Here is a 23,842-nt window from a genome sequence, read left to right as displayed (position 1 = left end):
AGCGGCTTCCTCCCGACTCACAACATGCAATCCCTGAGCAACACCTTGACGCCTTTGGGCGCGTAGACGTCCACGACGGCGCCGGTCGAGCCGTTCGCCTTGATCCAGCCGAGCCCGGAGACGAATATATCCTTCGGTCCGCCCGGCGGAACGCGCAGATTGTGCCGTACGAGCGGCGGCATGTCCGCCAATTCCTCGCGGGAAGGCGGCGCCAGCATCTCGCCGCCATGATTTTCATACAGCTCGTCCGCCCGCTCTTGCTTCGTACGGTGCACAGGAATGCCGGACGACAGGTACGCGGTGAACGACTGGCGCTCGCCGGCCGTGAAGTCAAAGCGGGCCAGCCCGCCGAAAAACAGCGTCTGCTTTTCGTAAAACTGATACGTCAAAGGCTTAAGCGGCTTGTCCGGCAGCAGTGCATGCAGCGTCTCGCGCGGCACGATCTCCGACAAGCGCGACTTGTATACGATGCCCGGCATGTCGATGATGCTGCGACCGTCGTCCAGTGGAATGCTGATCGCGTCGAGCGTCGTGCCCGGATAACGCGATACCGTCAATTCCCTGCGCAGGTCGCTGTAATCGGCGATAAGCCGATTGACGAGCGTGCTCTTGCCGACGTTGGTCGCGCCCACGACGTAGACGTCGCGATCGCCCCGCAGCTGCCCGATCGCCTCAACGACCCGGTCGAAGCCGATGTTGCGGCGCGCGCTGCACAGCACGACGTCGACCACGCGCAGGCCGCCGGCTTTGGCTTGCTTTTGCACCCAGTTGCGCAGACGGTTCCAATTGGTCACCTTGGGCAGCAGGTCGATCTTGTTCACGACGAGCAGCACCGGGTTGTTGCCCACGAAGCGCTGCAGGCCCGAGATCATCGAGCCCTCGAAGTCGAACAGGTCGACGATATGCACGACGAGACTGCGGGTCGAACCGATGCCGCCGAGCAAACGCAAAAAATCGTCCTGATCGATGGCGACCGACGAGGCGTCGTTGTAATGTTTGATTCGGAAGCAGCGCTGGCAGATGATCGGCTCGCGCTCGCGGGCCGCTTCGGGCACGAAGCCCGGCCGCGATGCGTCCTGAATCTGCAGCTTCACGCCGCAGCCCGCGCAATTTTGCGTACTCCAGTTATCCTCAATGGTCGGCAATGCTACTTGTCCCCCTTATCCGGCCACAAGCCCTGCTTGGTCAGCCTTGACAGCGCGATCTTCTCGATGCGGCGGTTCATCCGCGTGCCCCAGCCTTCCTCCGCTCTCGCGATCGGCGTCACGAGTATCGTATGAAGGCCCATCCGGCGCCCGCCGAGCACGTCGGTCATCATCTGGTCGCCGACGACGACGGCCTGCTCGGCCTTTAGCTCCAGCAGGTTCAATGCCTGCTTGAACGCCTTGTTGAACGGCTTGCGCGCCGCCGGGATGAACGGGATGCCGAGCGGCTCGGCGAACTTCGCCACGCGCATCAGGTTGTTGTTCGATAAAATGACGACCTTGAACCCGAGCGACTTGACCTTGTCCAGCCAAGCGATCAGCTCGGGCGTCGCGAGCGCGGTTCCCGCGCTGACGAGCGTATTGTCCAGATCGGTAATGATGCCGCGTACGCCCATGTCAGACAGCGACGCCAGATCTATATCGAAGACGGTGCCCACGAGTTGATGGGGCAGCAATCGTTCAAACATGCCGCAGTGCTCCAGTCTTTATCGGATTGTTCAAAATATACCACACCCGCCCCGGCCTTGCAAAAGGAGCGCCGCAGCGCGGCGCTCCCTTGCAAGGCAAACTTTATAGCGATTTGCGGATCTTGTCGGCCATCGCGTTGAATTGCTCCACGTCGCTCTCGCCTCCGGCCTGGCCGCCGTAGCGGGCAGACTCGAACTTGCGCAGCACGCCTTCGAATTCGGGCTTCAGCGAGGCGAAGCGTCCGCTCCAGGCGGCGAACGACTCGCGCAGCGTATCGTGCTGGCTGCGCTTCAGGCCGCGCCTGCCGAGGAACGCGATCAGGCGCTCCATCTCGCGCACGATCCGCTGGTTCGGCGTCGTCCCGCGGTAGCGGACGCGGCGCCATACCGTCGCCGTCCAGGCCCGCCGGCGTACGAGCAGCGCGGCGACGCCGACGACAAGCAGCGAGCCGCCCGTGATCGTCCAGGCAGCGGCATCCCAGCCGCCGCTCTGCGCAGCCGTCTCCGTCTCCGGGGCGGCCTCATCTCCTGCGTCGACCGGCACATCCGGCGTCGCGACCGGTGCGGCTTCGGCGATCGGCTGCGGGACGGTGAAGCCGGACGTCGGCTCGAACGGAACCCAGCCTACGCCTTCGAAGTACACCTCGGCCCAGGAATGGGCGTCCGCGTTGCGGACGGTATACGTCCCCGCGCCGTTCGGATCGGCGACGTACCCGAATCCGTTGCGGATGCCTTCCTCGTCGATCCGGTTGGAGCCGGTGGCGTAGCCCTTGACCCACCGCGTCGGCAAGCCCAGAGAGCGGGCCAGCACGACAAACGCGGTGGAATAGTAATCGCAGTAACCTTCCTTGATCTCGAACAGGAAGGCGTCGGCGATATCTTTGCTTTTCTGAAGGCTTACGTCCGGCGTATTCGTGTACGGGTACGTATTTCTAAGATAACTCTCAAGCGCCTTGGCGGCATCGTAATCGTTGTCCGCGTCCGCCGCAATCGTGGCTGCCAGCTCCGAAACCCGGCTCGGAATCTCGGGCAGCTGCTCGTAGGGAGACAGGTCGAACGGCGCTGCGGCCGCCTTGGCCCGCGTCGCACGCAGCTTGTCTTCGTCGATGACGATCATATCGGAGACGACCGTATAGGACTCCACCGACGCGGACCGCTGAAACTTGAGCTCCTGCTCTTCTTTGTTCCACGTCAGCCTGGCGTTGCCGTTCACGCCCTCCCATTCGGCAAGGCCGTCGATCGGGCCAGCGCCGAACAGGACGGGCAGCCGGTCCTTGCGCAAAATGTGGAACGTCTGCGTGACCCGCCTCGTCTCGATGCCTTCCAGCGTAGGTTTATTCGACGGCAATTCGTCTTCGCCGGGCGATGCCGGAGTCGTTTCCATGCCTTTGCGGTCGTTCCATCCTTGGCCGGTATAAATCGCCTTCGTCTCGCCGCGCCAGTAAGCCTTCTGGCTCGTGTCCACCGTCATGACGGGCGAATAGTCGAATTCGAAGCCGCCGCCGATCTTGGTGTCGCTTCGTCCGTAGCCCGACTTGGACGAGGGTCCCGAGCCCGAGCCGTTGGTGTCGCCGCCGATATAGCCGCCTTCCCCGGAAAACGCCGGCACCTCCTTGTTCTGTGCCTGGAGCCAGAGCGTGTACGGATCCTCCAGCAGCACCGGAGCGCGCGGAACCGCGATGCCCGCGAGCATGAGCAATCCGATGACGATGATCGCCGGCACCGCGAGCTCGAACGGACGCTCGGCGAGCGCGCTCCAGCTATCGAAGTGCCGGTCTCTCAGCTGCCTGAGATGCAGCACGACGAGCCAGCCTAACCCGGCCACCACGGCCCAGGCGATGTTCGTCCACAGCTCGAGCGGAAAAAAAGAATCGATAATGGCCAGCGTGGCGATCGACATCAGAATAAAGCCGATGGCTCTGAACTTGTTCGTGCCCAAATACGCCATATAATGAATGACCAGCACGACGCCTGCGGCGATTTCGAAAAACGGGTGAAGCGGCTTGCCGTTCACGATCGCGAACTCGCGAAGCGCTTCCCATCCCTTCAAGCCGTCCGGCCAGCCGGACCATTCGTAAGGCGCTAGGAGCATGACGGCTGCCAGCACCGCGGCCATCTGCAAAACGAGCCTGAGCGCGAACGCACGGCTGACCAGCAGCTCGATCGCAGCCGCCGCCGCGACGGAGGCGTAGACGACCGCGTACGTTTCCGGCCACCAGTAATCTTTGAAAACTTGTATGAGCTGCAGCACGATCACGATAACGAACAGTCGGTGGAGCCGCTCCAGCACGAGTTTCCGGAAGTAGCCGGTCTCCACCCGACGTCCTGCGTTTGCGATCATCGTATTCAAGCGGTGCCCGCCTCCAATGCCTTCGGAAGATCTTCCAGGCGCGTAATCGAGCAGAGCTCCCATTGCCTGCCGCGGAAAGTGCGGGACCATTGCAGCAGACGCTCGGACGGATCAAGCTGCGGCGTCCGCTCCGCGATATGGATGTGGCTTGGTCCCGTGCGTCTGGCCGACAGTCCCTCGAGCGCGAACAGCGTCTCGTCCTCCATGGAAGGACTGACGAGCACGAAGCTCGCTCCGGCCTCGAACTTTTCTGCGGTCTTGCGGAGCACGCGATCGAGCGCCTCCTCTCCGTCGGCTTCGACGTCGATGAGATGCTCCAGCAGCAGCTCCCGGTTCACCGGCATTCTGCCGGCGCCGAACCAGGCCGTCTCCTTGCCTGCCGATACGAAGCCGACGGGCATGCCCCTTCGCAGCGCGAGATTCAGCAGCGAGGAAGCGGTCGACACAGCCAGCTCGAACGCGTCGGCGCTGCGGTACGCGCCCGCCCGCCGGTCCAGGACGATGACGAAGCGGGGCAGCGCCTCGCGCTCGAATTCCTTCGACTTCCATTCCCCCGTCCGGGCGGTCGCGTTCCAATGAATACGCGACATGCGGTCGCCGTGGATGTACTCTCTGACGCCGTCGATCTGCGTCGTCTCCCGCGCCCAGAGCGAGCTGGCGCGCTGCTCGATCTGCCCGGTTCGCGCCTTTCTGAGATGACGCCATTCCTGCAGCTCGATCGTTCGGGGGAGCACCTTGATCTGCAGCTCCTCCCGGAACGCGCCTTGATGCTCGAACAGCCCGAAGATGTCCCGGGTCGAGCACTTCGTCTCCAGAAACTTGTAGCGTCCGCGCCGCAGCGGCGCGGATTCGTATTCGATCTGGCCGCGCCGCTTGTAATCGGGCACGAACGACAGCTCGTACTCCTGAAGATCGGAGCCGCTCAAGCGGACCAGCCGCTCGCGCACGATCACGTACGGCAGCGGCCAGAAGCCGGGCACATGCATCTGCAGCCGTACCTTGAGCCGCGAGCCGGCCGCAAACAGGCCGCCCTGGCCCGAAGCCGCGCCAAGCTCGCGCTTGCCCTGGATGCCGCCGATACCGCTCCACCGGCCAAGGAGCAAATACAGACCGAGGCCGTTCATGATGACGAACAGCATCAACGAAGTTTTGCCGCCCTGGAAAACGACGAATGATAAGGACATTAAGTACAAGATTCCGCAGAACCAGCCGAAACGGATCTGTGGCAGGCCCTTCATGCTCAGCGCTCCAGCGCCACCGGAACCGGCAGCTGCTTAAGTACTTCCTGCAGGACGCCTCCGGCCGTAGCGCCCTGCATACGGGCTTCGGACCGAAGGTGAAGACGGTGCGCGAGGACGAACGGCGCGGATATCTTGATGTCGTCCGGGATGACGTAACTGCGGTGCTGAAGGAACGCGTACGCCTTCGCGCAGGCCGCGAGCGCCACCGACGCGCGGGGGCTGGCGCCGAGCAGCACCGAAGGATGCTTGCGCGTCGCGCGGATGAGCTGCACCAGGTAATCGGCCACGCCGCCGTCCAAGTGGCAGCCTGCCGCAAGGCGCTGAACGCTCACGATGTCCTCCGCCGTGGCCACGGATTCAAGCAGGTCCGCGGCGCGCGACGTGCCGGGCTCGAGCACGAGCCGCTTCTCCGATTCTTCGTCCGGGTAGCCGAGCGAGATTTTCATCAGAAAACGGTCCAGCTGCGCCTCCGGCAAATTGTAGGTGCCTTCGAACTCGATCGGGTTCTGCGTGGCGAATAAAATAAACGGCTGCGGCAGCGGATAAGTAACGCCGTCTACGGACACGTGCCGCTCCTCCATCGCTTCGAGCAGCGCGGACTGCGTCTTGGTCGTCGCCCGGTTGATCTCGTCGGCTAGCAGCAGGTTGGACATGACCGGACCCGGCCTGAATACGAATTGCTCCTGCTTCGGATGATAAATGGACACACCGGTGATGTCGGTGGGCAGCAGATCGGGATTGCATTGGATCCGATGGAACGAACCGCCGATCGATCGGGCGAGCGCCTTGACGAGCTGCGTCTTGCCGGTGCCCGGCACGTCCTCGATCAGCACGTGTCCCCCCGCGACCAGCGCGGTCAGCAGCCAGGCGATCTCGTCTTTTTTTCCGTATATGCAAGATTCCATATTGCGTCTGATCGAATCTAACAATTGCATGGCGGTCTGTTGTTCCATTGAGGTCCCTCCTAATGGGATCTGACGGTAGTCGTACGGTAGTCGGACGCTACTCTACTATTATACTTGATGGGGATTCGGGACTACAATTTTGCAAAACTCCAAATAATCATAGAAAAAAAGCCAATTCGCGCTAGGCGAACCGGCCGCTGGAAATAGGCCTGGCGTCTTCGAAAGCGATACGGAGCGCGGCAAAACGCGCCTGCAGACGAATCGGCGGAATCGCATGCAGGCGCGTTTGATCGCGAACAGCGCCTTGTCTCCGGCGCCTAAAATTTACCTAAAATGTCGTTCAGCCCTTCGGTTTGACCGCCAGCGCCGCCAAAAACGAGAAAATAATCGCCGCCGATATGCCGGCGCTCGTAATCTGGAAGATGCCGGTAATGATCCCGATCCACCCGACCTCCTGCAGCTCGCTCAGCGCGCCGTGGACGAGCGCGTTGCCGAAGCTGGTGATCGGGACGGTGGCGCCCGCGCCCGCGAAGTCGACGAGCGGATCGTACAGGCCTAGTCCGTCCAGCACCGCGCCCGCGACGACCAGCGTTGCCATCGTATGGGCCGGCGTCAGCTTGGCGACGTCGAACAGCAGCTGGCCGACGATGCAGATCGCTCCGCCGACCACAAAAGCCCATAAATATTGCATCGGTATGTCCTCCTTCTGGTCGGATAAGTTAGCTTTCGATGGATACGGCGTGCGCGATGCACGGAATGCTCTCGCCCTGCTGAAAGGACAGCGGCGAGAGCAGCGCGCCCGTCGCCACGACGAGCAGCCGCTTCAGCTGTCCGCTCGCAAGCCGCTTGAGCAGATGGCCGTAGGTGACGGTCGCGGAGCAGGCACACCCGCTGCCTCCCGCCTGAACCTTCTGCTTGGCGATGTCGTACACGAGCAGGCCGCAGTCATTGAACTGCGTCTCCGCGATCGGCACGCCATGCCGTTTGAGCAGGTCGGCGGCGATCGGATGGCCGACCGACGCCAGGTCGCCGGTCACGATCATGTCGTAGTAGCCGGGATCGCGCCCGGTCTCCTGCAGATGCGCCTGAATCGTATCCACCGCGGCCGGCGCCATTGCCGAGCCCATGTCGAACGGGTCCTTGAGCCCGAGGTCCATAATCCGTCCGACGGTGGCCGAGGTAATCCGAGGCCCGTCTCCCTCCGTCGCTACGACGGCGGCGCCGGCTCCTGTCACCGTATATTGCGCGGTCGGCGGCTTCTGGGAGCCGTACTCGGTGGGATAGCGGAACTGCTTCTCGGCGGTGCAATTGTGGCTGCTCGTTCCCGCCATCGCGTAGCGGGCCGCCCCCGTCGACACCAGCAGCGCCGCCAGCGCGAGCGACTCCATCGAGGTCGAGCAGGCGCCGAAGACGCCGAGGTACGGCGCGCCGAGCGTGCGGGCGGCGAACGTGCTGCTGATGATCTGGTTGATCAAATCGCCGCCCACGTAAAAATTGATCTTGTCCTTCGACAGCGCCGCCTTGGAGAGCGCGATATCGGAGGCTTGCTCGAGCATGAGGCGCTCCGCCTTCTCCCAGCTCGGCTGCTGGATCGTCATGTCCGGATGCACGAGGTCGAAGTCGCCGGCCAATGGGCCTTCGCCCTCGTCGGGACCGACGACGGTGCCCGTGCCGACGATGACCGGGGGCTTGTCGAAAATCCAGGTGCGCCTGCCCTGCAGCATCAGTGGCTCACCCCCAGGATCCAGTAGACGATCCCGACGAAAAAGGCCGCGACGGTTCCGAAAACGATGACGGAGCCCGCCAGCTTGAACATGTTGGCGCCGACGCCGAGCACGAGCCCCTCGCTGCGATGCTCGATCGCCGCCGAGCACATCGAATTGGCGAAGCCGGTGACGGGAACCGCCGTCCCCGCGCCCGCCCATTGCGCGATTTTGTCGTATACGCCAAGGCAGGTCAAGATGACCGAGATCAAGATCATGACCGCGACGGTCGGATTGCCCGCCTGCCTGCTTGTCATATCGAAGGCGGCCATAAAAAAGCGTTGCACGCCTTCGCCGATGAAGCAGATGAACCCCCCGACCAAAAACGCGCGGACGCAATTGGCGAATACGGGCCGGGAAGGCTGCCTGCTTTTCGCGAATTGCTGGTATTCCTTCGGCGACATGGACAACGGCTTGTAAGAAGCGGGGCCTCTTCCAGCCTCTTTGGTCGCCATGGCTGCCATCCCCCTTTCAGGCTCGGACTGTAGTCCCAATCATTATTTGCCGCGGGCGTGCAGGTTATGGATGGGAAAAGGTGGGGAGGCAAGCGGCGAAGCGACAGTCGGCGTCGACCTTTTTCTCCCTCTGACAGGCACGGATGGGCGCCGGCCTACATACAATGGTAAGGGTCGCGCATCAACCTGAACGAACAACCGGAGGAGGCCGTCACGTGCCCGGATTCTTTACCTCGATTGCGCTCTTCATCAAGCAGCTTTCCCTGCTCGTTTCCTATGTCAAAAACAACGCTTTTCCCCAGCCCTTATCCGAGCAGGAAGAAAGCCGATACTTGGGACTTATGGCGGAAGGCGACGCCAGAGCGCGCAACCTGCTGATCGAGCACAACCTGCGGCTGGTCGCGCATATCGTCAAAAAGTTCGACAATACCGGCGAGGATCTTGAAGACCTGATCTCGATCGGCACGATCGGCCTCATCAAGGCAATCGAGAGCTTTCAGGTCGGCAAGGGCACGAAGCTCGCCACGTTCGCGGCGCGGTGCATAGAGAACGAAATTCTGATGCACCTCAGGTCGCTCAAAAAAACGCGCAAAGATGTATCCCTTCACGATCCGATCGGAACCGATAAAGAAGGCAACGAAATTACTTTGCAAGATATTCTCGGCAGCGAGCCCGACGACGTCGTCGAGAAGGTGCAGCTAAAAATCGAGAAAAGCAAAATCTATCAAAATCTCGACATTCTCGACGAGCGGGAACAGGAAGTCATCCGGGGCCGGTTCGGCCTGGACGGCAAGGGCGGGGACGAACGCACCCAGCGAGAGATCGCGCGGGAGCTAGGCATCAGCCGCAGCTACGTGTCGCGGATTGAAAAGCGGGCGCTGATGAAGCTGTATCATGAGTTTTATAAGGCTAAAAAATAGCACGCTTGCTTGATGTGCCGCGTCTCAAAGCAGAATGCGCCAGAAAGCGCCTGACGCATTTGAAAAGCCGCCTGGCCTTTGTTGCACAATGGCTTGAAGCGTACGGACTGAGGAGCCCTTATTTATATTCCTATCGCGCTTTCCAGCGTGCTCGTGGACCCAGGAGCCTCTATTGCGGGATTGGGGATCTTTTATAGCCTGAATCTGGGAGAATAACGACTTTCCGGTCCGAAATAGTCGCAATTGCACTGTTTTGTACGAAATAGCGTCAACTGAGTCCGGTATCCTTGCTCGGCTTGCATTCGGCTGCCCAGCAGTGCTCATTTGCATCCCACGCTTACCTTGCCGCCTCGAATGCCTGCATAAGATTCCGCCTCTTCTCGTCCAATCGGCTGAAAATCCTGCGTTATCCCCTTTCTAGCCTCGCGCGACGATGCGAGAGGGGGGCGATATGGCGCTGTACAGCGTTACCTGTCGATTTTATACGTTCTATGCATTCGACAAAGGCGCCGGTCGTCGCGACCGGCGCCTTTGTCGTTGGGGAGAGATGACGGGCCTCGGGGTCCCTCCTCTACTCCCGCTCCACGTGAACAAGCGCGATTTTTTTTAACGCATACGTACCGAACAGCTGCTCTTCTTTGAGAACGTTCAGCTTGACAAGCCCCGCGAGCTTCGCCCCGTCCGCGCGGGAGACGAGCCGCCACAGCTCGTCGTCCGGAAGCGCGGCCTTCAGCTTTTCGTCGTCGTATTCCCTGCGCTCCTGCTGCACAATTTTGACGTTGTAGCCGCCGATCTCCGCCTGCGACAGCCCTTCGGCCTCGCAATAAGCGAGAATTTGTCCGCGCAGCTCCGACAGCTCTTTTTCGATTTCCTTCTGCTTGCTTTTCAAGTCGTAAAACCGTTTGACCGCAGCCTTGTCCAAGCGCCCCACGCCTTCCGTCTTTTTGAATCATGTATATGACGCGAGGCGCCCGGATAGACAGAAGTGTTCAGGATGCTGCCGAAAGAGGGTTAGCCGATGCGAAAATTCGTATAGCTGCATCCGTCGGCCGACTTTTTCACCTCGAGCACGGCCGGGATCGCCTGTTTGAGCTCCTGCACGTGGGAGATGATGCCGATCATGCGCCCGGTCTGCTGAAGCTGCACGAGGGTATCGACCGCCTTGCTCAGCGATTCCTCGTCGAGCGAGCCGAAGCCTTCGTCGATGAACATCGTCTCGAGCGACACGCCGCCTTCATACGCCTGGATGACGTCGGCCATGCCAAGCGCCAGGCAGAGCGAGGCGTTAAACTTCTCGCCGCCGGACAGCGTCTTTACGTCCCGCAGCTGGCCGGTGTAGTTGTCGAAGACGTCGAGGCCGAGACCGCTCTGCTTGCCGTGCTTTTCCCGGCGGTCGCTGCGCACAAGATAGAACTGTCCGCCGGATATCGTACGCAGACGCAGGTTGGCGGCGGATAAGATGCGATCGAGAAATTCGACGAGCAGGTAGCGCTCGAATGAAATCTTATGCCGGTTGTCGCCGCGCACAACATCGTACAAATCTTTGACGAGCTGGAATTCACGCTCGGCCTTCCGCCACTTGCCTTCCGCTTCAAGCAATTTGGCGCGGCCCTCGGCACCCTTCTCCAGATGCGTCTGCGCTTCGCGCAGCGATGCGCGCGTCTCCTCGGCCTGCCGCTCCATCCGCTCGGCTTCCTCTGCGAGCGCGGCCAGATCGGCCCGCTCCTTCCCTTGCAGCTGAAGGCCCAGCTCCTCGAGCTGCCGGACGACCGCGGCAAGCGCCGCCAGAAATCGCTCGATCTCCGCCTTCGTGTCCGTCATCTCCCGCTCAGGCAGCTTGGCCGCGCGGTAGTCCGCCTCCGCGGCGAAGCCCGCGCGGGCCAGCTCCGCGGCAAAGTCGCGTTGCGCCTCCGCTTCGCGCGCCGCCGCCTCCGCCAACTGACGCAACGCGCCGTCCAGATGAGCCGCCGCCGCCGCGTAGCGTTCCCCCGCTTGCCTCAGTTGCTCCTGCGCCAGGCGCCATGCCGCATCGAGGCGCTCCTTTTCCTGCTGCCTCTCCGCAAGCAGCCGCTGCAGCGCCTCGAGCGTCCGATGTCCCTCCGGCAGGCTGGCCAGCGTCTGCTCGTAGACCGCTTGCGCTGCGGCGTGCGCCGTCCGCCGCTCCTGCGTGATGCCCGCTAGCCGCTCCTTGTCCGACGCCGCAGCTTCCAGCGCGGACTCCGCCTCCGCCAGCTTGCGCCGCAGGTCGTCCAGCGACGCCTGCTCCGCCTTGAGCCCGTCCACCTGGACGCGCATGCGCTTGCCGTTGTCCACGAGCTCCGCGTAATCCTTCTCCGCCTGACCGGGGTCGCGCCCGCCCCGCTCGATCTCTGCGGCCTTGTCCCGCAGCTGCGCATCCATATGCTCGCGCTTGGCCCTTGCCGCCAAATACAGTGTCTCCCGCTCGCCTTTGTCCGCGCGCGCACGATCGAGCGCCTCGCGCGTCGGCATGTCCGCAGGCGGCTCCGCCGGACGGGGATGCGCCTCGCTGCCGCATACGGGGCAAGGCTTGCCGTCGTGCAGATGCGCGGCGAGCTGCCCCGCCTGGCTCTCCAGCCATCCCGCCTCAAGCGACAGATAGCCCCGCGCGGCCTCCTCGTGCGCGAGGCGCAGCCCCGCCTCTTCCTCCGCCTGCGCGGCGGCCGCGCGGCCGAGCAGCACGTATTCGCGCAGCAGCGTCGCCTCCTGCAGCATGCGCTCGAAGCGCTCGGCGAGCTCCGGCAGCCCGCGCACCGCTTCCTCGGCCTGCCGCGCGCGCTCGGCCAGCGCCTTGCGCGCTTCCTGCCGGGACGCGACCGCCGCCTCCGCCGCCTGCTGCTCACGCAGCGCCCCCGCAGCCTCGCGCTCCAGCCGGCCGAGCGCCGCCCGGCGCTCCTCCAGCTCGCGTACGGCCGGCAAGTCGCGGGAGAGGCGCTCGAGCTCGCGCACGAGCGCTTCTCTCCGCTCGCCGCGCCCCTCCTCCTGGGCATGGCGCTCCCGCGCGGCGGCAAGCTCGGCAGCCGCGCGCCCGGACGCTTCTTCGGCCGCCCGCCGAAGCTCCGCGGCCGCCTTCGCCTGCGCCTGGACGCTCTCGCGCAGCCGCTCCCGAACCTCGATCGGCAGCGTCTTTTCGGCCAGGGCAAGCCGCCGCTTTTTTGCTTCGATCTCCGGGATACGCGACTCGAGCGCCGTCCGTTCCGCCGTCTTACGGTCGAGCTCGCCGTACAGCTCGTTCACGCGCGCCGCCGCATGGTAGCGCTCGACGAGCGCCTTATGCCGCCGGCTGTCTTCCTCGAGACGAATCTGCCGGACCGCCCTTTCGCCTTCGTAATGCGCCATCTCCTCGTCCAGCGCCTCGAGCACCTGATGGACGTTGAAGTGCTCCTGGCCGAACACGCGCGCGAGCGCCGAGCCTTCCCGCTGCGCCAGGGAAAGCTTCAGGTTCGCCGCCTGCATGTCCAGCTCGCGCCTTGCCAGCTCCCATTCGGACTGCGACGCTTTGCGCTTCTCGTTCAAATGCTCGGCGACGAACTTGAACAGATGCGTGCGGAAAATACGCCGCATGATCTCCTCTTTGTTCTCGGTATCCGACGTGAGCAACTTGCGGAATTCGCCCTGCGGCAGCATGACGATCTGGCTGAACTGCTCCTTGGTCAGACCGAGCAGCGTCTGCATCCGTTCGTTGATCTGCCGGACGGCGTGCCGGTCGACCATCATCGTCTCCGTGCCGCCGGTCGTCTCGACGAACTCGTACTTTTCGCCGGTCGCGCTCTTGTTGCCCGTCTTCACATGGGCCAGCTGCCGCAGGATGCGGTACGTCCGGCGCTTCAGCTCGAACTCGAACTCGACGGACGTGTACAGGTCGTCCGACGCGAACTGGCTGCGCAGCATGCGGACGTCGCTGCGGTCCTCGCCGCTCGCCTCGCCGTACAGCGCGAAGCAGATCGCGTCGAAGATCGACGTCTTGCCCGCGCCCGTATTGCCCGACACGAGGAAAAGACGGTTGCCCGACAGCTCCGCGAAGTCGATGACTTCCTTGTCCTTATACGGCCCGAACGCCGTCATCGTCAGCCGCACCGGCATCATGACGCTCAACCTCCCCGTTTTCGATCTCCCGCAGCGCGGCAAGGAACAGGCGCTCCGTCTCCTCAGAAGCCTCGCCGCCCTTCGCCTCCAGGTAAAACGCGCGGAACAGCGTCAGCATGTCCATGCCGGCTTTGGCCCCGGCCGAAGTCCCCTCTTCGGCGGCGGCCGCGACCTGCTGCATCGCCAGCTCCCGCTCCACGTGCATCGCGTTCGGATAGACCGACCTGACGCGCTCCATCGGAGACAGCACCGGCTGCTCGTCCAGCAGCCTGACGTATATGTAATCCTCGCTCGGCGTCTGCCGCTCGATTTCCTCGATATAGCCTCTTACCGTTCGCATGTCGCGCCGCGGGAAGAGCAGTCGCTTTTCGACCGAGGCGTTGCCATCTCCGTCCAGCTCCACGATCAGATAGCCCTTCTGATGGCGCTCCTCGGAGATCGAGTACTTCAACGGCGAGCCCGCGTAGCGGACCGTCTCCGAGCCGACGAAGTGCGCCTGGTGCAAATGGCCGAGCGCCGTATAGTGGAAGCCGCGGAAATGCGCCGCGCTCACATGCTCCGTGCCGCCGATCGAGAGCGGACGCTCGGAGTCGCTCGTATTCGGCTCCGCCTCGCCGCGCGGCGTCACGAAGGCATGCCCGACGAGCACGTGCCGCGCCGCGGGATCCATGGAAACGCGAATCCGCTCCGCGATCGCGGCCATCGCGCCGTCGTACGAGCGGATCGTCTCGTCGCGCAGCGCGAGGCGCACGGCGGCCGGATCCGCGAACGGCACGAGGTGAAAATGTACCGGTCCGTGCGCGTCGCGAAGGACGACGGGGCCCGCCGAAGGGTCGAATTCGCCAGCCATATGCAGGCCAGCCGCCTTCATGAGTCCGCTCCCGAAATTCAGCCGGCTCGGGCTGTCGTGATTGCCGGAGATGGCGATGACCGGCGTCTTCAGCTCCAGCACGATGCGCTGCAGCGTGCGATCCAGCAGGCTGACGGCGTCCGTCGGCGGCACGGCGCGGTCATACAGATCGCCCGCGATCACGACGGCGTCGGGCCGCTCCGCCTCGATGTCGCGCATCAATTGCTCGAGCATGTATTGCTGGTCTTCGGTCATATATACGTTCTGGATCAATTTCCCGAGATGCCAATCCGCCGTATGGAAAAATTTCAAAGAGAAACACCTTCTTGTCATTCTTTTTGTTCATTATACAACACCATCGGGCGTGCGAGCGTCGCGGAAAGGATTTCAAATCCGTGACATTCCGGCCACGGCGTCGCTATGGAAGACATGACTCGTCATAGGGGATTGTCATGCAAAATCGTGACAGCCGGGCGAAAAATACCGTGCTAGCATGGGATTATTCCGTTGAAACGAGAGGAGAACGAACAAAAAATGTCGTTAACAGGGTACGCTTACTTGGAGGAAAATTGGCTCGGCATCCTGGTCGCGATTCACGTCATCTCCGCGGTCGTCGGCATTGGACCGACGTACTTCGGCCATGTTCTGCTGCGCAAAGGCCAGACGCTCGGGCAGCTGCGGGATTCGCTAAGTCTGTCCGCCAAGCTCGAGATGTTCCCCAAAATTCTCGGCTCTCTCGCCGTGCTGTCCGGCCTGCTGCTCGTCTGGCTCGGCGACTATGGCTGGGACCAGCTGTGGATCATCGCCGCCATCGTAGATTATGTGCTTATCCAGATCGTCGTCATCGCCTTTATGGGGCGGGCGGCGGCCGATGTCGCTGCCAAGGCGCAAGCCGATAAAGGTCCGACCGAGCGGCCAGCTTCGGCGGAGCTGCAAGCCGGCGTCGCCAAGGTCAACGCGATCAATTACGTGGCAACCGTCCTCGGCATCGTCCTTTTTCTGCTTATGTTTTTCAAGCCCACGCTTTAAAGCTTGTTTTCCGTTCGGCCACGATGCCGGCGATCGTCCCTTTTGCGGGACGGCCGCCGGCATTTTTGCCGTTAATACCATGACAAATAATTGACGGAGGTCTATAATACGTAAAGCCGGACCAATAACTACGCGAAGCTCCGCGCGGCGAAGCCCGAGCGGACGGCCCGAGGTGTGATTCCTTGACTTACATTGTATATGACCTGGAGATGACCGTTCGCCGGAAAAAGGGACAGATTGCCGAGATCATCGAGATCGGCGCGGCCAAGATCGGCCTTGTCGACGGCGTGCCCGGCATTCTCGATACGTTTCAGGCGTTCGTCCGGCCGACCGTCGTGCCGACGCTTTCTACCGATACGACGGCCTTCACCGGCATCACCCAGGACGACGTCGACGCCGCGAGCCGTCTTCCCGAGGCGCTGTCCGCCTTCGTCTCCTGGATCGGTCCCGACGACTATTATTTGTGCGCCTGGGGGCCGGACGACCTGCGACAGCTGCTGCAGGAATGCCGCCAGATGCAGATCGATACGAAGTGGATGGTTAACCACAACAATTTGCAGAAAATGCTGTCCAAGGTGTTCAAGCTGGAAAAGCACCAGCAAATGGGACTCAAGGCGGCGCTCGAGATGCTCGAGATTCCGTTCTCCGGCTCCCATCACCGCGCGCTCGACGACGCGCTTAATACGGCGCAGGTGCTCGTGAAGCTGTACGACCGGCTGTCGTTCCGGCGCAACAAGCCGGCCGAGGAGCCGCAGACCGAATCCGAAGTCGTCTACAAGACGGGCCACTTCGAGAATTTGCCCTTCGCGGCGCTGTCCGGCCTGCTGCCTCCCGATTCGGATCGATGACGACGCGCCATTCATCAAGCGCCTCCTGCCTGCCGGCAGGGGGCGTTCGCGCAGCCGCGATCCGCGCGGCAACCGGCCTGCGAACGCCTTGGAGGCACAGTAGCCGTTAGACGTCATGATGTGATAAAATTGATTCTATTCGCACTTGTCCTACCAGGTTCCAGCACGGCATTCATAAGAAACGGGGGAATATCATCATGGCTTCCAAAATGCGCTCCGACATGATCAAAAAAGGCTTCGACCGCGCGCCCCACCGCAGCTTGCTGCGCGCTGCCGGCGTCAAGGAAGAAGATTTCGGCAAACCGTTCATCGCCGTCTGCAACTCCTACCTCGACATCGTTCCGGGTCACGTTCACTTGCAGGAATTCGGCAAAATCGTCAAAGAAGCGATCCGCGAAGCGGGCGGCGTCCCGTTCGAGTTCAATACGATCGGCGTCGACGACGGCATCGCGATGGGACATATCGGCATGCGCTATTCGCTCGCGAGCCGCGAGATCATCGCCGATTCCGTCGAGACGATGGTCAACGCCCACTGGTTTGACGGCATGGTCTGCATCCCGAACTGCGACAAGATCACGCCCGGGATGATGATGGCCGCGCTGCGCGTCAACATCCCGACCGTATTCGTCAGCGGCGGCCCGATGAAGGCCGGTCGCACGAAGGACGGGCGCGCCATCTCGCTCACTTCGGTGTTCGAAGGCGTCGGCGCCTACATGACGGGCAAGATCGACGAGCAAAGCCTGACCGAGCTCGAACAGTACGGCTGTCCGACCTGCGGCTCCTGCTCCGGCATGTTCACGGCGAACTCCATGAACTGCCTGGCCGAAGTGCTCGGCCTCGCCCTGCCGGGCAACGGCACGATTCTGGCCGTCGCGCCTGAGCGTCGCGACTTCGTTCGCAAGTCCGCCGCCCAGCTGATGGAGCTCATCAAGAAGGACATCAAGCCGCGCGATATCGTCACGCTCGACTCCATCGACAACGCGTTCGCGCTCGACATGGCGATGGGCGGCTCGACCAACACCGTCCTGCATACGCTCGCCCTGGCGCACGAAGCCGGCATCGAATATCCGATCGAGCGCATCAACGAAGTGGCCAAGCGTACGCCGTACCTGTCCAAGCTGGCGCCGGCCTCCGACCACCATATCGAGGACCTGCACAACGCGGGCGGCGTGAGCGCCATCATCAACGAGCTGTTCAAGAAGGAAGGCACGCTCAAGGGCGACGTCCTGACGGTGTCCGCCAAGACGCTCCGCGAGAACGTGGAAGGCGCCGAGATCACGGATCACGCCGTCATCCGTCCGATCGACGATCCGCATACGAAGGAAGGCGGCTTGTCCGTTATGTTCGGCAACCTGGCGCCCGGCGGCTCGATCATTAAAGTCGGCGCGGTGGACAAGTCGGTGGGCGGCTATCACCGCGGCCCGGCGATCTGCTTCGACTCCCAGGACGACGTGCTGCGCGGCCTGGCTGAGGGCAAGGTCAAGGAAGGCCACGTCGTCGTCATCCGCTACGAAGGTCCGAAGGGCGGCCCAGGCATGCCCGAGATGCTCGCGCCGACGTCGCAGATCGTCGGCATGGGTCTCGGCACGAAGGTCGGCCTGATCACCGACGGCCGTTTCTCCGGCGCCTCCCGCGGCATCGCCATCGGCCACATCTCGCCGGAAGCCGCCGAAGGCGGTCCGATCGCGTTCGTCGAGGACGGCGACATGATCGAGCTCGACATGAACAACCGCACGATCACCCTCGAGGTGAGCGACGAGGAGCTGGATCGCCGCCGCGCGAACTGGCAGGGCTTCGAGCCGAAGATCAAGCGCGGCTACCTGGCCCGCTACTCCGCGATGGTCACCAACGCCAGCCGCGGCGGCGTTATGAAAATGTAACGAAAGCTAAGCGAATCCGATATATATACGATTCACCCGAAGAAGCGGGAGCCGACGGCTCCCGCTTTTTTTGCGTTTCAGCTGCTCTATTTGCTTGCCAGCAACTCTCCTTTGCTTGTCGACCGTTTATCTTTGCTTGTCAACCGCTCTCCTTTGCTAGTCAACCACACTCCTTGTTGTCATCCTCTTCCACCGATCGCCTTCCTCTTCGTCGCCTTCTTCTCCTTTCGCGCTTCCTCCGTCATCGCCTGAATTTGGACATCACCCATACGTTTTAGACCTCCGCCGCATCCCTTATAGCATCACAACGAAGGTGGTGGCGGCGGATGCCCAAGATCAGTCGAACGATCCGTTTGCAGCGTCCCTGCAAGTTCGTCCGCTCGGACAAAGTACAAGGATCGGCTGTCGGATGGACGTCCGGCAACTGGAGCGGCTATGCGTTGTCTGGACGCAAAGGCACATTCAATCGCGTGTCCGCAAATTGGACCGTTCCATTTGTTTTCCCGTCGGCGCAGCCTGTGTACTCGTCCGCCTGGATCGGCATCGACGGCTACAACAACGGCAGCTTGATCCAGACCGGCACGGCGCACGACTTCGCGAACGGCGCGGCGAGCTATTACGCTTGGTGGGAGATTCTGCCAGCCGAGGAGACAATTATCCCCTATCCTGTCCGTCCGGGAGATCGCATGCGCGCGGTCATTGCAAATCAAGGGCACGGCAAGTGGTCGATCTCGCTGCGCAACCTGACGCGGGGATGGCGGTTTCGCACCGTCCAAACCTACAAAGGGCCACAGACGTCCGTAGAATGGATCGTCGAAGCCCCGCAGGTCGGCGGGTCGATCAGCCGGCTCGCGCGACTGACGCCCGCCGTTTTCTCCTGCTGCCGCGCGAACGGGCGAAACCCCCGGCTTAAACCGTCCCAACGCGGCATTATGATTCAAAACGGCCAAAGGGTGTCCATACCTTCGTCCCCCAACCGGGCGGGCGACGCCTTTCTCGTCCGAGCAAGACGGATCAAGCCACGCTAGAACGTAAAAAACCGCAGAGAGAAGGCGTTCAGCCTTTTCCCTGCGGTCGGTTGAAGTCCATGCTCGCCCGACTGCGATCGACGATTGTTCAGGCACGGTCGCCGGTTCGCCCCTCGCCGCCGAGCGTGACTTCGGCAGCGTCGTAGCCCGCCGCTCCCACTGACGCCATGCCCTGCTCGATCTCGGCCTTCGATGCGCGCTCCTTGGCGGGTGAATACGTCCCGTTTTCCCACACCATCAGCTTGCGACGCTGGAGGATCAGCATGCGCGGCTCCATCCGCTCGCCGTGCGACTTGACCCGCGTCCGGCCTTGCGGATGAATGATGGCGGTCAACAGTCGGAGATAGCGGTTCGTAAACCAGGCAAAAATGCCCTTGCGCAGCGCGAATGTCTCGAAGCCGAGGCCCTCGGATCCGCGGTTGATCATCGAGATGCCGTAAAGCGCCTTGATGTCTTCGCCGTCGGGCAACGAACGAAGCTCCTTGGCCAAAAGCGGAAGCGACTTTTTGACGGTCTGGATGAGCCGAATGGCGATCTGCATCTCCGAACGGGACCCCATGCCGATATCGAGCATCATCTTGTTGACGAAATGCAGCTCGATCACGCGATCGCCTTTGACAATCCGCTCCCCGTCTTCAAGCGTGAGATCCGGCCCGCCGTAACGAATGATCCGGTAATGGAACGACTTGCCGTCTCCGACCGGGCGCAGCCGGAACAGCCAGCCGAACACGTCCTCCCATAGCATCCAGGCGGCTACGACCGCTCGTTTGAGCGGACCGGTCTGCGGCATAGCGTCAGACTTGGCCGGACCCTGCGGGACGATTCCTTCGGTCGGCGCCGCGCTCGCCCCGTAGCGCCTTGCCTTGGCCTCGTCCTTGTTCAGCTTGGTCTGCCGCATCATCTCCCCGATGCCGACGAATCGCAGCCCTTCGCGCTTGCCGTCCTCAAGGATGCGGCCGACGGCGTCGATCGTATTCGCCGGCGCGTCGGGGTCGGCGCCGAACGTGTCGCCGCGATCGTGCAGCAGCAGCACCGCGCCCGGCTGAAGCTTGCTTCTAATCTTGCCGTAAAGGCGTTCGGCGCCCACCTTCAGCTTCCAGTCGCCGAACAGCGCGGTCCACAGGACGATCTGCGGCTTGCCTCGTCCGATGAAGTCGAAGACGTTCACGATGCCCCAGGGCGGCCGATAGTATCTCGGGCGCGTCCCCGTAATCCGCTCCACGATATCGCCGGTCCGCACGACATGCCGCCGGACGCTGACCGGACCCATGATCCAGTTGCTGCGGTGCACGTAGTTGTGGATGCCGATGTCGTGCCCCTCCTCGTGCATGCGGCGTACGATGTCCGGATGCTTCTCCGCATGTGCGCCGACGACAAAAAAAGTCGCATGCGCGCCATGCGCCTTTAGCAGGTCGAGCAGTCTCGGCGTGTAGACCGGGTGCGGCCCGTCATCGAACGTCAGCGCGATCTCGCGCTCGGCGACGCCTTTGGAGAAGACGCGAAATCCGAACATCCGGCTGATGAATCCCGGCAAAAATGCGTAAAAGGTCAAAAAATAAAAGCCCCACCAAAGGATGACGTCCATGCCTTTACCACCAACTTGCTTTCTGTTATGAATGTTGCCGCCGTTCAACTTCTATTATTTTAACATACGTCGTGCGAAAATTGACGATGCGCCGTATTTTTTTGAAGACGGCCGCCGCCGGACAAGGTGGCTTCCGGACAAAGGAGGCTGCCGATTTTGAGACGACGTAGCCATGTCCGCGTATTATCGGTTAATATAGTTACCGTAGCCGCTTATAACCAAAAAAAGGAGAAGTACATAATGCTCTCGTTGTATCAAAAATATTGGAGAACTGCGTTCGACATCGCGTTGGTCGTACTGACCGTCTGGCTTATCATGTTCGCTTTTAGTTATTTGTATAAGATTGCTACGCCGGTATTCCTTTCCTTTATTATTTTTCTCTGCATCGAGCCGCTCGCCCGCAGGCTGCACAAGCTTGGCATCCGCAAGGCGATCGCGTCGGGCATCAGCGTGCTGCTGTTCACGGGCGTACTGCTCGCCGCCCTTGCGGGCATCGGATTCATGTTCTACCACCAAACGTCCGAGCTCGTCGAGAAGCTGCCCAAATACCAGGATCAAGTGCAAGCGCAAATCCAATCGATTACGGCCGAGATCCAGCAGCGTTCGGACAGCCTGCCCGACGGCCTTGCGGACAAGCTGCAGGGTGCCGCCGAAAACATCGTCAAGTTCGGCACCAAGCTGGCAACCAATCTGTTCAACGGCACGGTCGGCTTCGTCAGCTCCTTTTCCTCGTTCGTGCTGAACTTCTCGATCGCCCTGATCTTGGCTTACTTCTTAAGCGTCGAGATCGACATGTGGAAAAGGCTGGCCGGCCAGCGCTCGCCCAAAACGCTGAAAACCGCGTTTTCCTTTTTGCGCGAGAACGTGTTCAAGGGCATCGGGGCTTATCTGAAGTCCCAGCTTAAGCTGATCAGCATCACCTTCCTGGTCATTCTGATCGCCCTGCTCGCGCTTCAGGTGAACAACGCGCTGACGATCGCGTTGCTGGCCGCCTTCTTCGACGTCCTGCCGCTGCTCGGCGTCAGCACGTTGTTTATCCCCTGGATATTGTACTTGTTCATCGTCGGGCAAACGGGCCTCGCCATCTGGCTCACCGCGCTGCTGCTCGTCGTGACGCTGACCCGTCAATTTCTGGAGCCGCGCATCACGGGCCAGACCGTCGGCGTTTCCGCCTTTACGATGCTCGCCTTCATGATGGTGTCGCTGTCCTTCTTCGGCTTCGCGGGCCTCATCTTGGCGCCGATCCTCATGATCCTGCTCAAGGCGCTGTACGATCAAGGCTATTTCCACCGTTGGATCCGCTGGCCCAAGGAGGAGTTCATCGTCGCGCCCTTTAATCCGGTCGCGGATGCGACGACCGTACCGGGAGGACCTAGTCCGGCCGCTCCAGTCGACGAAGCGCGTCCATAACGTCGCCGAACACGGCCGGCGCCGCATTGCGGGCGCCGGCCGTCCGATTTTCGAGCAGCACGGCAACCGCGTACCGGGGGCGGCCCTTGGCCGGCCCGTAGCCGACAAACCATTGATCGTTCATCGCCGGCCGCTTGCCGGCAAGCTCCGCCGTGCCGGACTTGCCCGCGAGCGGCCATTCGTTTGCCCCGAGTGCCTGCTCGGCCGTGCCTGCCGTGACGACTGCGCGCATCGCTTCGCGCAGCGCGGCCGCCGTAGCCGGCTTGATGCCGCCGAATTCGGACGGCGCCCTGCTGGCGGACACGCTCGCGAGCAGCCCGCCGTCGGCGTAGCGGATTTCCGAGACGATCCGCGGCGACTGCACGCGTCCGCCGTGCAGCAAGGTCACGACCAGATTGGCCGCCTGCAGCGGCGTCACCCTGACGTCACGCTGGCCAATGCCCGTTCCCGTCCGCACGCCGCCGTCCTTGCCGGCTTCCGGCGAGGCGAATATCGCGCCCGGCTGCTCCTCCTCCAGCAGGCGCAGCGGCTTGCCGTCGACGAACGCGCCGGTTTGCCAGCCGATCTGCCGGCCAAGCCCCAGCTTGTCCGCCGTCTCCGTCAGCAGCGCCGGATCGAGTCGCTCCGCGAGCGCGGCGAATACGACGTTGCACGATTCCGCGAACGCCTCCTTGACCGTAAGCACGCCGTGACCGCCGTGCAGCCAGCAATTCAGGCCGTACCTGCCGTACGTCCCCGTGCAGCGGAACGTCTCGTCCAGCGTCGTGACGCCCGCTTCGAGCGCCGCGGCAAGCGTCACAATCTTGAACACCGAGCCCGGCGGAACCGCGATGAGCGCATGGTTGCGCTCGTCCGTGCCGGCGATACCGATATGCGCCGGATTGTACGCAGGCAGCGACAGCATGCCAACGATGTCCGCGCTGTCAGCGTCCAGCACGACGACGGCCCCTTCCTTGATGCCATGCTTTTTCATTGCCGCCTCTGCCGCCTGCTGGACATCCGAGTCGATCGTCGTCCTGACCTGAAGCGGAAAGTGCGGATTCTCCGGTCCCGAGATGCGCATGCCGATGCCGGCGAGCGGACGCCGCGCGCCGTCCGTCGTCGCGACCGCGTAGGTGCTGCCGACGCCTCGGATCAGCCGTTCGAGCGACAGCTCGAGACCGGCCTCTCCGATCAGGTCGGTCGTCTTTACTTTTCCCGCAGCCAGCTCCTTGCCGTACAGCTTCTTCAATCGCGAGGGATCCTGCGCCGTATAGCCGATCGCGTGCAACGGCAAGACGGGCTCCTGCACCGCGGCGCCGTAACGGTCCACATAGGGCACCACGGCTACGCCTGTCAGCCCGAGCGCGCGGATTTGCTTCTCCTGCGCCTCCGTTAGCGTCGCGGCCGTGCCCGTCTTCTCCGCCTTCCAGACGAGCGGCTCTCTAATCGCATCGAGCCAGGCTTCCAGCCGATTGGCGCTCGTCCCCAGCGCCTTCGCCAGCGCCTGCAGCTGAACGTCCGTGCCGCGGGGCATCCCCCCTGTCGGGAATGCCGCCAGCGCGCGGATCGTCCTGCCGGTCAACGGCCGTCCTTCGCGATCAAGAAACCGTCCGCGACCGCTGTCCAGCGTAAGCGAATCCGAATGCTGCAAGTAGGCTTGCTCGGACAGGCCTGCGGCCGCGTTCTCGCTTCTGCCGCCGCCTCCCAGCTGCACCCACGCCAGCCTCGCTTCCATGACGCCGAAGACAGCGGCAAGCGAGATCATCAATTTAAAAATGCGAGCGGTCACCCGATCGTTCAACAGCCATCCCATCCCCGTT

Annotated in this window: 19 protein-coding genes; 6 read left to right on the top strand and 13 right to left on the bottom strand. The window is 62.4% G+C overall.

All coding sequences use genetic code 11. The features are described from left to right. Window positions 1-17: 17 nt before the first annotated feature. From yqeH to spoVAC, 8 genes are all read right to left on the bottom strand, one after another. Window positions 18-1,136, bottom strand: coding sequence for a ribosome biogenesis GTPase YqeH (yqeH, locus tag KVT38_RS16585; protein ID WP_217594897.1), 1,119 nt, complete (start codon window positions 1,134-1,136; stop codon window positions 18-20). Window positions 1,137-1,147: 11 nt separating this feature from the next. After that, window positions 1,148-1,672, bottom strand: a complete 525-nt coding sequence (locus KVT38_RS16580) for a YqeG family HAD IIIA-type phosphatase (RefSeq protein ID WP_217594845.1) — start codon at window positions 1,670-1,672, stop codon at window positions 1,148-1,150. Window positions 1,673-1,775: 103 nt separating this feature from the next. Continuing rightward, window positions 1,776-4,013: a DUF4129 domain-containing transglutaminase family protein gene (locus KVT38_RS16575; RefSeq protein WP_254639291.1), complete on the bottom strand. Its 2,238-nt coding sequence runs from the start codon at window positions 4,011-4,013 to the stop codon at window positions 1,776-1,778. 5 nt (window positions 4,014-4,018) lie between these two features. Further along, window positions 4,019-5,260, bottom strand: coding sequence for a DUF58 domain-containing protein (locus tag KVT38_RS16570; protein ID WP_217594843.1), 1,242 nt, complete (start codon window positions 5,258-5,260; stop codon window positions 4,019-4,021). A gap of 2 nt (window positions 5,261-5,262) precedes the next feature. After that, window positions 5,263-6,216, bottom strand: a complete 954-nt coding sequence (locus KVT38_RS16565; protein WP_217594842.1) for an AAA family ATPase — start codon at window positions 6,214-6,216, stop codon at window positions 5,263-5,265. A gap of 292 nt (window positions 6,217-6,508) precedes the next feature. After that, complete coding sequence (gene spoVAE, locus KVT38_RS16560) at window positions 6,509-6,859, bottom strand: stage V sporulation protein AE (protein ID WP_217594841.1); 351 nt, start codon at window positions 6,857-6,859, stop codon at window positions 6,509-6,511. Window positions 6,860-6,887: 28 nt separating this feature from the next. Next, window positions 6,888-7,892, bottom strand: coding sequence for a stage V sporulation protein AD (gene spoVAD / locus KVT38_RS16555; RefSeq protein WP_217594840.1), 1,005 nt, complete (start codon window positions 7,890-7,892; stop codon window positions 6,888-6,890). Further along, the gene (gene spoVAC, locus KVT38_RS16550) at window positions 7,892-8,386 is read right to left on the bottom strand and encodes a stage V sporulation protein AC (protein WP_217594839.1); all 495 of its coding nucleotides are present in this window, start codon (window positions 8,384-8,386) and stop codon (window positions 7,892-7,894) included. Before spoVAC ends, spoVAD begins: the two co-directional genes overlap by 1 nt. Before the next feature lie 215 nt (window positions 8,387-8,601). On the opposite strand from spoVAC, the gene sigK reads away from it, so the two are divergent. Continuing rightward, window positions 8,602-9,306 carry an RNA polymerase sporulation sigma factor SigK gene (sigK, locus tag KVT38_RS16545; protein WP_217594838.1) on the top strand — a complete coding sequence of 235 codons (705 nt, stop codon included), beginning with the start codon at window positions 8,602-8,604 and terminating at the stop codon, window positions 9,304-9,306. A 571-nt stretch (window positions 9,307-9,877) separates the two neighbouring features. Here the strand turns inward: sigK and KVT38_RS16540 are convergent. The 3 genes from KVT38_RS16540 to KVT38_RS16530 all read right to left on the bottom strand — a co-directional run bounded on the left by KVT38_RS16540 (window position 9,878) and on the right by KVT38_RS16530 (window position 14,572). Beyond that, window positions 9,878-10,237: a hypothetical protein gene (locus tag KVT38_RS16540; protein WP_368859111.1), complete on the bottom strand. Its 360-nt coding sequence runs from the start codon at window positions 10,235-10,237 to the stop codon at window positions 9,878-9,880. An 80-nt stretch (window positions 10,238-10,317) separates the two neighbouring features. Further along, the gene (locus KVT38_RS16535; RefSeq protein WP_217594836.1) at window positions 10,318-13,410 is read right to left on the bottom strand and encodes an AAA family ATPase; all 3,093 of its coding nucleotides are present in this window, start codon (window positions 13,408-13,410) and stop codon (window positions 10,318-10,320) included. Then, window positions 13,367-14,572: an exonuclease SbcCD subunit D gene (locus KVT38_RS16530; RefSeq protein ID WP_217594835.1), complete on the bottom strand. Its 1,206-nt coding sequence runs from the start codon at window positions 14,570-14,572 to the stop codon at window positions 13,367-13,369. Before KVT38_RS16530 ends, KVT38_RS16535 begins: the two co-directional genes overlap by 44 nt. A 222-nt stretch (window positions 14,573-14,794) precedes the next feature. On the opposite strand from KVT38_RS16530, the gene KVT38_RS16525 reads away from it, so the two are divergent. The 4 genes from KVT38_RS16525 to KVT38_RS16510 all read left to right on the top strand — a co-directional run bounded on the left by KVT38_RS16525 (window position 14,795) and on the right by KVT38_RS16510 (window position 19,045). Then, window positions 14,795-15,289 carry a DUF2269 family protein gene (locus KVT38_RS16525; RefSeq protein ID WP_217594834.1) on the top strand — a complete coding sequence of 165 codons (495 nt, stop codon included), beginning with the start codon at window positions 14,795-14,797 and terminating at the stop codon, window positions 15,287-15,289. A 182-nt stretch (window positions 15,290-15,471) separates the two neighbouring features. Then, entirely contained in the window at window positions 15,472-16,137 is a 666-nt protein-coding gene (locus KVT38_RS16520; protein ID WP_217594833.1) for a 3'-5' exonuclease, read from the top strand. Window positions 16,138-16,346: 209 nt separating this feature from the next. Beyond that, entirely contained in the window at window positions 16,347-18,017 is a 1,671-nt protein-coding gene (gene ilvD / locus KVT38_RS16515; protein WP_217594896.1) for a dihydroxy-acid dehydratase, read from the top strand. 326 nt (window positions 18,018-18,343) lie between these two features. Further along, window positions 18,344-19,045, top strand: coding sequence for a G1 family glutamic endopeptidase (locus KVT38_RS16510; RefSeq protein ID WP_217594832.1), 702 nt, complete (start codon window positions 18,344-18,346; stop codon window positions 19,043-19,045). An 88-nt stretch (window positions 19,046-19,133) separates the two neighbouring features. Here the strand turns inward: KVT38_RS16510 and KVT38_RS16505 are convergent, their stop codons facing one another. Beyond that, window positions 19,134-20,630, bottom strand: a complete 1,497-nt coding sequence (locus KVT38_RS16505) for a polysaccharide deacetylase family protein (RefSeq protein ID WP_217594831.1) — start codon at window positions 20,628-20,630, stop codon at window positions 19,134-19,136. Between the two features lie 240 nt (window positions 20,631-20,870). On the opposite strand from KVT38_RS16505, the gene ytvI reads away from it, so the two are divergent. After that, window positions 20,871-22,040: a sporulation integral membrane protein YtvI gene (gene ytvI / locus KVT38_RS16500; RefSeq protein WP_217594830.1), complete on the top strand. Its 1,170-nt coding sequence runs from the start codon at window positions 20,871-20,873 to the stop codon at window positions 22,038-22,040. On the opposite strand, the gene KVT38_RS16495 is transcribed toward ytvI, so the two are convergent. After that, on the bottom strand, window positions 22,003-23,823 hold the full coding sequence (locus KVT38_RS16495; protein WP_217594829.1) for a peptidoglycan D,D-transpeptidase FtsI family protein: 1,821 nt from the start codon (window positions 23,821-23,823) through the stop codon (window positions 22,003-22,005). The genes ytvI and KVT38_RS16495 overlap by 38 nt on opposite strands. Window positions 23,824-23,842: the final 19 nt, after the last annotated feature.

Source organism: Cohnella sp. GbtcB17, assembly GCF_019091135.1.
GTDB lineage: Bacteria > Bacillota > Bacilli > Paenibacillales > Paenibacillaceae > Cohnella.
Note: the sequence above shows the minus strand (reverse complement) of the source record. Positions and strands in the feature narration are given on the sequence as shown.

Bases quoted from the DNA above. Each gene is read 5' to 3' on its own strand.
- spoVAC (WP_217594839.1), bottom strand. From the start codon at position 8,386: ATGGCGACCAAAGAGGCTGGAAGAGGCCCCGCTTCTTACAAGCCGTTG.
- KVT38_RS16510 (WP_217594832.1), top strand. From the start codon at position 18,344: ATGCCCAAGATCAGTCGAACGATCCGTTTGCAGCGTCCCTGCAAGTTC.
- KVT38_RS16580 (WP_217594845.1), bottom strand. From the start codon at position 1,672: ATGTTTGAACGATTGCTGCCCCATCAACTCGTGGGCACCGTCTTCGAT.
- KVT38_RS16565 (WP_217594842.1), bottom strand. From the start codon at position 6,216: ATGGAACAACAGACCGCCATGCAATTGTTAGATTCGATCAGACGCAAT.
- spoVAE (WP_217594841.1), bottom strand. From the start codon at position 6,859: ATGCAATATTTATGGGCTTTTGTGGTCGGCGGAGCGATCTGCATCGTC.
- ilvD (WP_217594896.1), top strand. From the start codon at position 16,347: ATGCGCTCCGACATGATCAAAAAAGGCTTCGACCGCGCGCCCCACCGC.
- KVT38_RS16575 (WP_254639291.1), bottom strand. From the start codon at position 4,013: ATGATCGCAAACGCAGGACGTCGGGTGGAGACCGGCTACTTCCGGAAA.
- spoVAD (WP_217594840.1), bottom strand. From the start codon at position 7,892: ATGCTGCAGGGCAGGCGCACCTGGATTTTCGACAAGCCCCCGGTCATC.
- KVT38_RS16535 (WP_217594836.1), bottom strand. From the start codon at position 13,410: ATGATGCCGGTGCGGCTGACGATGACGGCGTTCGGGCCGTATAAGGAC.
- KVT38_RS16505 (WP_217594831.1), bottom strand. From the start codon at position 20,630: ATGGACGTCATCCTTTGGTGGGGCTTTTATTTTTTGACCTTTTACGCA.
- KVT38_RS16570 (WP_217594843.1), bottom strand. From the start codon at position 5,260: ATGAAGGGCCTGCCACAGATCCGTTTCGGCTGGTTCTGCGGAATCTTG.
- KVT38_RS16525 (WP_217594834.1), top strand. From the start codon at position 14,795: ATGTCGTTAACAGGGTACGCTTACTTGGAGGAAAATTGGCTCGGCATC.
- ytvI (WP_217594830.1), top strand. From the start codon at position 20,871: ATGCTCTCGTTGTATCAAAAATATTGGAGAACTGCGTTCGACATCGCG.